Below are 8,193 nucleotides of genomic sequence, written 5' to 3'. Positions count from 1 at the left end.
CTCCAAGACGTCTACTTCGTCGACTCGGTCGCGCCGTCTTCCAGCAGCCGGCCCCACAGCGAGGAGTCGTCGACGACCAGGCGGCCCGAGGACAGCTTCACGCTCCGGTCGATCTGCGCCTTGCGGAACTGCCTCGGCGGGATGCTGGGCTGCTTGGGGTCCATGTCGTTGACCACCATCTGCTCCTGCAACCGGATGCCATCCGTCGCGAAGCTCAGCGCCGCCGTGTAGTCGTAGCGACGCAGCCACCGGCTCGGCAGCGAGCGCGACGCCGTCCGGTTCAGCTGGAAGAGCGCCGGGCTCGCGCACGCCCCCTCCGCCGTCAACACCGGCTCGTTGATGAAGCGGTTGCCCCGCTGCAACAACACCCGCACCGCGCGCTGGCACGCCGTCCCCATCGGCCCCGCGCACCGCTCCCCCTCCGCCACCAGCAGGTCCACGCCCCCCATCCGCTCCAACCGCAACCTCGCGTTCTTCGTCCTCGAGCGCAGCACCCCCAACGCCCGCACCGCCAACCCTCGCGGCGTCGACTCCACCAACGCCACCGGGCCCAGCCCCTCTCCATCCGCGAAGTGACGCGCCACCGCCCACACCAGCCGCAGCTCGGGACGGATCTCGCTCACCACCACGTCCCCCGCCGTCAGCGTCGTCGGAGGCAACATCGCCGCCGTGGAGCCCGCCTCCACGCACTCCCCCGGCGCCGGGTCCTGCCAGAGCACCGGCGTCCCCATGCAGTCCGTCACCGGCGTCGCCACCTGCCACGTCCGCGTGTCGTAACCACTCAGCAGCAACGGATAGAGCACCTCCGCCCGCCACTGGTCTGGCGACAGCGCATGCACCCCCGTGGGCCGCTCCGAGAAACACAACGCCGCCACCGCCGGCGCCGCGCGCACCGGCGCGGTGCTCTTGCACCCCGCCAACGCCAACGCGCACCCCAACACCAACGACTGTGTCTTCCTCATGTCCCTGATGACTCCCGAGCCCGGCGCTTGGACACCACTGAGACCTCCCCATCACCACTCTTGTTCGCCGCGTCACCCACGATGGCGTGGTACGCCTTCGCGAACTCCGGACCGAACAACACCGCGCTCAGCTCGCGCTCCTCCTCCATCAGCGTCCTGAGCCGCTCCTCCAGCCGCTTGAGCTTGCGCGACGCCTGGAACGGCCACAGCCGCGAGAAGAACGAGCCGCCCTTGCCCTCCTCCAGCTCGCCCGGCAACAAGCGCTGGAGCAGGTCCTTCACGCCCTCGCGCATGCCGTTGAGCAAGGCAATCTGGTGGATCATCACATCCACGAACCCGCCCATCAGCTCCTGCACCCGCTCCGCGCTGTCCGGCGCCTTCCAGTCCAACAGGTAGCGCAACACCTCGCGCGTGTTGCGACTCTTGGAGAGCGGCGTCACGTCCCGCGCCAGCATCACCGCCATCTCCTGGCCGAACTGGTCATGCCCTTGCCGCAGCTCCACGAAGGCGCGGCCGAACGTCTCCAGCACGTCCGCCAACCGGTCCAGGAAGCGGTCGATGTCCGCCCCCGACTCCAATCCCTTGCTCCCCGGCAGGTACGAGCGCACGAACTGACCCAACAGCTCCCGCGCCATCACATCCAGCCGGTTGCCGCCCCCCGGCGCCGCGGGCACCGGCGTCACCTGGGAGTTGCCCCCGGACGACTGCGGCAGCGCCACCCCCAACGAGCGCGCGAACTGGCCGAACTGCGGCTCGTGCGCCACCCCGGGCAGCCGCCGCTGCAGCTGCGCGACGAGCGACGCCCGGTCCGCCTCCGGCAGCGTCCCCGCCTGACGGACCATGGACTCGTGCAGCGTCTGCCACGCGTTGCGGTACGCGTTGTAGAGCGGCACCAGCTGCTGGATGGAGCTCTGCAAGCCGTTCGAGGACGCGGCGGGCGGCGGCGGCGCCACCACGCGCACGCTGTTGCTCGTCGGCGCGCGGCGGCCCGCGGGCGCCGTCGGAGGCTCGGGGTCCGGAATGGGGATGCCGGAGATGATGGTGCGCTGCCCCGGGTCCTGTCCCTCCAGCTCCTCGTCGAGCGCCGGCACCAGCAGCGTGCGAGGGCTCACCTCCTCCTGACGGCGGGACTGCGAGATCGCCGCGTCGCTCAGGGCCGGCAGCATGGCGGTGGCCACCACCTGCTCGCGCCCCTGCACCGGCGTCGGCTTGAAGCTCATGGGCGTCCCGTCATCGGGGCCCTGCAGCGTGGCCAGCGCGCGGAACTGCGTCATGCGCGACTGCCCATCCCCCGCCGACGCCGCGGCCTCCCGCGACAGGCGCATCTCGATGGTGCCGATGGTGACGCGCGTCTCCTCGCCCACCCGCACCGGGACGTTCTTGTCGATGCGCCGCCCGTCGATGCTCAGCCCGTTCGTCGAGCCCAGGTCCACCACGTGGATGGACTTCTGGTTGAACCGGACCAGCGCATGGAACAACGACACGAACGACTTGGGGATGGAGATGTCGTTGAGCTGGTTGCGACCGATGCGCACGGGCGAGTGCGTGAAGACATACTGCCGCTCCTTCGGCGGCTGCGTCTCCAGGTCCTTGATTCGGATGACGAGGGGCAGCACGGCTCACTCCTATCCCGAAGCGGTGGGGGGAAGCCCCCCCGGGGGGTGTACCTCGCGACAGTTCGTCACGGCCCGGCGGGAGGCATCATCCCTCCCCCAGGTCCGAGATGCACCACCCGACTATCAGCTGTCTGAGAATGCGAGGTCCCAGTCGCCCCCGGCCCCCAGGCCGACCCTCAGGCGGCTCGGGACGCCTCCCGCGGCGAGCCTCTCCAGGACCTCCAACGACAGCCGGGGCATCAACGAGGCACGCAGCACGTGGTCCACGTTGCGAGCCCCCGAGTCGTTGTCCTGGCAGCGCCGGGCGAACTCCTCGTACACCTCCGGGGCGAACTCCGTCTTGACCCGGTGCGACGTGTGCAGCCGGTCCGCCAGGGCCGAAAGTTTCATCTCGGCGATCTGCTTGAGCACGTCCTTGGCGATCGGCAGGAACGGCACCACCGACATGCGCGCCAGGAGCGCCGGCTTGAAGTGCCGGCTGAGGATGGGGCGGATGGTCTCGCTGACCGTGTCCGTGCTCGGCGCCTCCGGGCCCGAGTACAGCTGCATCAGCGCGTCCGTGGCCAGGTTGCTGGTGAGGATGACCACCGTGTTGCGGAAGTCGATGAGCCGCCCCTCGCCGTCGGACAACATGCCCTTGTCGAACACCTGGTAGAAGAGGTTCATCACCTCCAGGTCCGCCTTCTCGCACTCGTCCAGCAGGACGACGGAGTAGGGCCGCTGGCGCACCGCCTCCGTCAGCACGCCGCCCTCGCCGTAGCCCACGTAGCCGGGCGGCGAGCCGACGAGCCGCGACACGGTGTGCTTCTCCTGGAACTCCGACATGTTGATGGTGGTGAGGAAGCGGTCTCCGCCGTAGAGCGAGTCCGCCAGCGCCAGCGCCGTCTCCGTCTTGCCCACGCCGCTGGGCCCCACGAAGAGCAGCACGCCGATGGGCGTGTTGGGGTTGCGGATGCCCGCGTGCGACATGCGCAGCGTCTCCGCCACCGCGCGCAGCGCCGCGTCCTGCCCGCGCACCCGCGAGCGCAGCGTCTCCTCCAGCGAGAGCACCGCCCCCACGGAGCTGCTGCGCAGCTTGCCCACCGGCACCCCCGTCCACCCCGCCACCACGCGCGCCACCACGTCCGGGTCCACCTCCACGTGGATCAGCGGAGACTCGCCCTGCAGCGTCTCCAGCTTCGCGCGCGCCTGGGCCACGTCCGCCTTCAGCTTGGCGGTGTCCGCGTCGGGCTCCGCCGCCTCCAGCGCCGCGCGGGCCTTCTTCACCTCGTCCACCGCCGCCCGCTCCTGCTCCCAGCGGGCCTTCACCGTGGCCACCTGGTCGCGCGTGGCGGAGAGCTTCTCCTCCAGCGTCGGGCCCTCGTCCTCGTCCTTCGACACGTGCCCCGCGGCGCGCTCCCGCTCGCGCACGCCCAGCTCGCGCTCCAGCGCCGCCAGGCGCGACTCCGCCTCCACCAGCTCGTCCGGCCGGGCGCTCTGCTCAATCTTCACGCGCGCCGCCGCCGTGTCGAGCAGGTCCACCGCCTTGTCCGGCAGCTGCCGCCCGGAGATGTAGCGGTGGGACAGCTCCACCGCGGCCACCACCGCCTCGTCGCGGATGGTGATGCCGTGGGACTGCGCATACGTGGGCGTCAGGCCACGCAGCATCAGCACCGCGTCCGCCTCCGACGGCTCGTCCACCTTGATGGGCTGGAAGCGCCGCTCCAGCGCGGCGTCCTTCTCGAAGTACTTCTTGTACTCGGCCCACGTGGTGGCCGCGATGGTGCGCAGCTCGCCGCGCGCCAGCTCGGGCTTGAGCAGGTTCGCCGCGTCGCCGCCGCCCTGCTGGCCGCCCGCGCCGATGAGCGTGTGCGCCTCGTCGATGAACAGGATGATGGGCTTGGGCGAGCCCTTCACCTCGGAGATGACCGCCTTGAGCCGGTTCTCGAACTCACCGCGCACCCCCGCGCCCGCCTGCAGCGCGCCCAGGTCCAACCCGAGCACCTCCAGGTTGCGCATGGACTCCGGCACGTCGCCCGCGACGATGGCGCGCGCCAGCCCCTCCACCAGCGCTGTCTTCCCCACGCCCGGCTCGCCCACGATGATGGGGTTGTTCTTGCGCCGCCGCGCCAGCACGTCGATGACCTGACGAATCTCCCGGTCCCTGCCGAAGATGGGGTCGATCTTCCCGTCGCGCGCCTTCTGCGTGAAGGAGTTGGTGAAGCGCGTGAGCGCCTCCTCGCCCCGGCCCCCTCCCGCCGCGGGCGCCGCCGAGGCCGCGCTGCCCACCTCCGCCGCCTCCTTCGAGCCGCCCACCACCTCGTCGAAGACCTTCTTGAGCGCCTCCACGGAGATGGCGTCCAGCGCCGGGTAGGACTCCGCGGAGTAGCGCGAGGAGCGGGCGATCCACTGCCACAGCAGCGCGCCCGAGCGCAGCCGCGCCGCGCCGTGCTCCAGCGAGGCCACCAGCCACGCGTCCTCGAACCACTGGAACAGGCTCTCGGAGAACACGGGCCGGCCCGCGTTGCCCGTGCGCAGCTCGCGCAGCGCGTCCTCGATGGAGCCGATGACCTTCGCGCGGTCCACCTGGAAGTGGCGCAACAGCCGCGAGGCCTCGCCGTCCTCGTCCTCCAGGAGCTGGCGCAAGAGGTGCTCGGGGATGATTTCGTAGCAGCGCGCGGTGCTCGCGCGCGACACGGCGGCCTCCAGCATCCGCGTGGCCGAGGGCGTCAGGCGCCGCACGAGGGTCTTGGGTTCAACGCGCATGATTACGCTCCAGGGGTTTGGCTGGCGGCGGGTGGGAACACCGGAAGGACGGCGTCATGACGGCGAAGGCGGCGCGGCGCGCCGGGGGGCGGCCGGCAGTGGCACGGTGCGCAGGCGCAGGCGCGTGTCGCTCCGGCGCTGCCCCAGGTAGCAGTCGTGGCCCAGCCGCGAGGGGGACTGCGTCGCCAGACGGAAGCGCGGCAGCTCCGCCTCGCGCACGCCCAGCACCAGCGAGCAGTCGAGCGGGTCCCTCACGACCAGGTCCACCACCTCGCGCACCACCGGGGACAAGTCCCCCTCAGGCATCAGCCGCCGGTAGACGTCCCCCTCCAGCGGCGCGATGTGGATGTCGAAGCTGCCCGAGCGGTCGAACATCCTGGAGCCGAGCAGCGCGGTGCGGCTCAGGTTCGTGTTCGTCCGCCCCAGCCGCATCCGGTTGTCCGCCTCGATGTCCACCCAGTGGCCGGAGAACTGACGCAGCGACACCTTCGCCTCGCCCAGCACGGGCGCCAGCACGTCCGTCAGCGCCAGCTCCAGCGTGCCCGCCGTGCGCGCGCGGGCGGCGAGCAGCGGCGCCAGGCGCAACAGCTGCGCGGATGACAGCGCGCCCGGGTACGGCCGCTCGTAGGTGTCCAGCCCCGCCAGCGACAACAGCCGCTGGGACCAGACGTCGCTGCCCTCCCGCGTCGTCTCCGCCTGCAGCGAGTAGCGCGACAGCGCCCGGAACAAGAGCGACAGCAGCCGGTGATGGAACAGGTCCAGGAAGTCGCGCCGGCGCGCGGAGTCCGGATCCTCCTGGGCAATCTCCTCCGGGATGTAGTCCGGCAGCGGCGACACGGCGCCGGTGAGCCCCAGGAACGTGGTCATCACCTCCACCACGTGCGAGGAGCCGCCCAGCTCGCCCGACGGGGGCACGACGCGGATGCGGCTGACGTCCCCCGCGCTGAAGGTGAGCGACGGGTCATGCCGGAAGCGGATGGCCTCCTCCACGACGGGCCCCGTGCCGCCCACGGGCACCGCCTCCGACGTCAGCCGCTCCAGCAGCGCCACCAGCGGCCTGAAGGCCCACTGCCCGGGGCGTTCGCTCAAGCGCTGGACGGCCTTCAGCAGATCGTCTGTCGGCCGTTCCGGGGAAGCCACCGGTACTCCAGTCGAGAGGGTTGGAGGCGCAGCACGAGCTCGCTGAAGGAGTTGAGGCTCACGTGCGAGGCGAACAGCTCGTCGAGCACGCAGCCGAAGAGGAACGCGTCCCCCGGGCCCGTGAAGCCCGCCTCGTCCAGCTCCACCGTCACCTGCACGCCTCGCACGGGGGCGCCCTGGAGGAAGCGCGTCATCGGCTGGCCCTTCACCTCCCGCAGCGCGCCCACGCGCAGCTCGTTGGCGCGCGCGGTGGACTGGTCCGCCGTCGCCTGGAAGTTGTAGAGCGCCAGCATCGACTGCAGCGCGCCGGGCTCCAGCAGCGAGCGCTGGTTGAGGCTCAGGTGGGAGAGCAGCCGCCAGTGCAGCTCCGAGCCCATGGGCGGCCTGGACGGCCGCGTCACCGCGACGATGTTGCGAAAGCGCGCCGTGGTGGGCGACGCCGCGGTGGGCACGCTCAAGTCCCCCACCTGCAGCCGCGAGGGCAGCGAGCGGTTGGTGCACGTCAGCTCGATGGACAGCGTCTCATCCGCCAGCGACGGCGTCGCGTCGCGCGGGCTGCCCAGCGACAGCGAGACGTCCATCGCGTCATCCAGCGGCGACAGGGCATGGTGCAGCCGATAGAAGCGCGACGCGTCGCCCGTGGCGTGCGCGAAGTCGAAGTACGGCCGGTACTGCTGGCGCTCGGTGCGGCCCTGCGGCAGCCCCGTGACGGAGTCCACCGAGTACACCTCCATGTGCCCCGGCTCCACGCCCGAGGCGCGCACCAGGTGCTCGTGGCCCAGGGAGCCGGTGCGCACCGGGTCCGCGGACGCGGCGAAGAGGTTGACCACCGGCGCGCAGTGCAGCCGGAAGACGTCCTTGGGCAGGCGCCCGGGCAGCGTGGGCGGCCGCTCGAACTCGAAGAGCAGCTCCAGCTTCTGGCCGGTCAGCTCGCTGGCCGCCTGCAGCCCCTTCACGTCGATGAAGAGGAACTTCTGCGGCAGCGTGAAGTACTCCTGCAGGAGCCGGTAGCCCTCCGGCACCGTGGCCGGCCAGGGCCACAGCGTGTTGCCCGCCTCCAGGCCCGTGGCGCGGATGCACTCCGGTCCCAGCCGCACGGACGGACCGCCCGCGGGGTTGCGCAGCACCACGCCCTTGCAATGGCGCAAGAGCCACACCAGCAGCATGGACGCCACCGGCAGCTCCGCGTGGAGGAACAGCGACAGGCCCTCCTCCGTGAAGATCTCCGCCCGGCCCTGCTCCACCAGCTGCAGCTGCGCGCGCAGCACGGGCGCCGCGGGCGAGGACTGGTCCAGCGTCGTCTCCGTCAGCGTCAGCGGCAGCAGGTCCACCGCGCGCGTCGTTCTGAAGGTGCAGACGGTGCCGTCCACGGGCTTGGCGCCCACCTCCGTCCCCGCCGGAATCCGGGAGCGGCCGCGCAGCAGGCGCGCGTGGGGGGTGAACTCCACCACCGAGCACGCCGGCACCACCCGCAGGTAGTGCGGCAGGAGCAGCTCCGTCAGCCCGTGAATCACCTCCGGCACCGCGCCGTCGATGCGCTCGCGCACGCGCGCCGTCAGGAACGCGAACCCCTCCAGGAGCCGCTCCACGTCCGGGTCGCCACCGCGCTCCACCAGGAGCCCGGCCAGCGCCGGGTTGACGGTGCCGAACGCGCGGCCCATCTCCCGCAGATATGTGAGCTCGCTCTGGTAGTACTTGCTGAACACCGCGACTCCCCCGCCGTACCGGTT

At 71.4% G+C, this 8,193-nt stretch carries 5 protein-coding genes; all 5 read right to left on the bottom strand.

The genetic code is table 11. The annotated features are described in order from the left end of the window. Positions 1-11: 11 nt before the first annotated feature. Positions 12-962, bottom strand: coding sequence for a hypothetical protein (locus VZQ01_RS37095; RefSeq protein WP_426746010.1), 951 nt, complete (start codon positions 960-962; stop codon positions 12-14). Further along, entirely contained in the window at positions 959-2,578 is a 1,620-nt protein-coding gene (locus VZQ01_RS37090) for an FHA domain-containing protein (RefSeq protein WP_141326409.1), read from the bottom strand. Before VZQ01_RS37090 ends, VZQ01_RS37095 begins: the two co-directional genes overlap by 4 nt. 123 nt (positions 2,579-2,701) lie before the next feature. Continuing rightward, entirely contained in the window at positions 2,702-5,269 is a 2,568-nt protein-coding gene (tssH, locus tag VZQ01_RS37085; protein WP_426749017.1) for a type VI secretion system ATPase TssH, read from the bottom strand. A 108-nt stretch (positions 5,270-5,377) separates the two neighbouring features. Next, positions 5,378-6,412, bottom strand: coding sequence for a type VI secretion system baseplate subunit TssG (tssG, locus tag VZQ01_RS37080; RefSeq protein ID WP_426746009.1), 1,035 nt, complete (start codon positions 6,410-6,412; stop codon positions 5,378-5,380). A 14-nt stretch (positions 6,413-6,426) separates the two neighbouring features. Then, the gene (tssF, locus tag VZQ01_RS37075; RefSeq protein WP_426746008.1) at positions 6,427-8,169 is read right to left on the bottom strand and encodes a type VI secretion system baseplate subunit TssF; all 1,743 of its coding nucleotides are present in this window, start codon (positions 8,167-8,169) and stop codon (positions 6,427-6,429) included. Positions 8,170-8,193: the final 24 nt, after the last annotated feature.

Source organism: Myxococcus faecalis, from assembly GCF_050039385.1.
GTDB lineage: Bacteria > Myxococcota > Myxococcia > Myxococcales > Myxococcaceae > Myxococcus > Myxococcus fulvus.
The sequence above is the reverse complement of the archived record's forward strand: the minus strand, read 5'-3'. Positions and strand labels throughout refer to the sequence as shown.

What these genes read in the sequence shown, in the direction of transcription:
- tssH (WP_426749017.1), bottom strand. Translation starts at nt 5,269, where the DNA reads ATGCTGGAGGCCGCCGTGTCGCGCGCGAGCACCGCGCGCTGCTACGAA.
- VZQ01_RS37095 (WP_426746010.1), bottom strand. Translation starts at nt 962, where the DNA reads ATGAGGAAGACACAGTCGTTGGTGTTGGGGTGCGCGTTGGCGTTGGCG.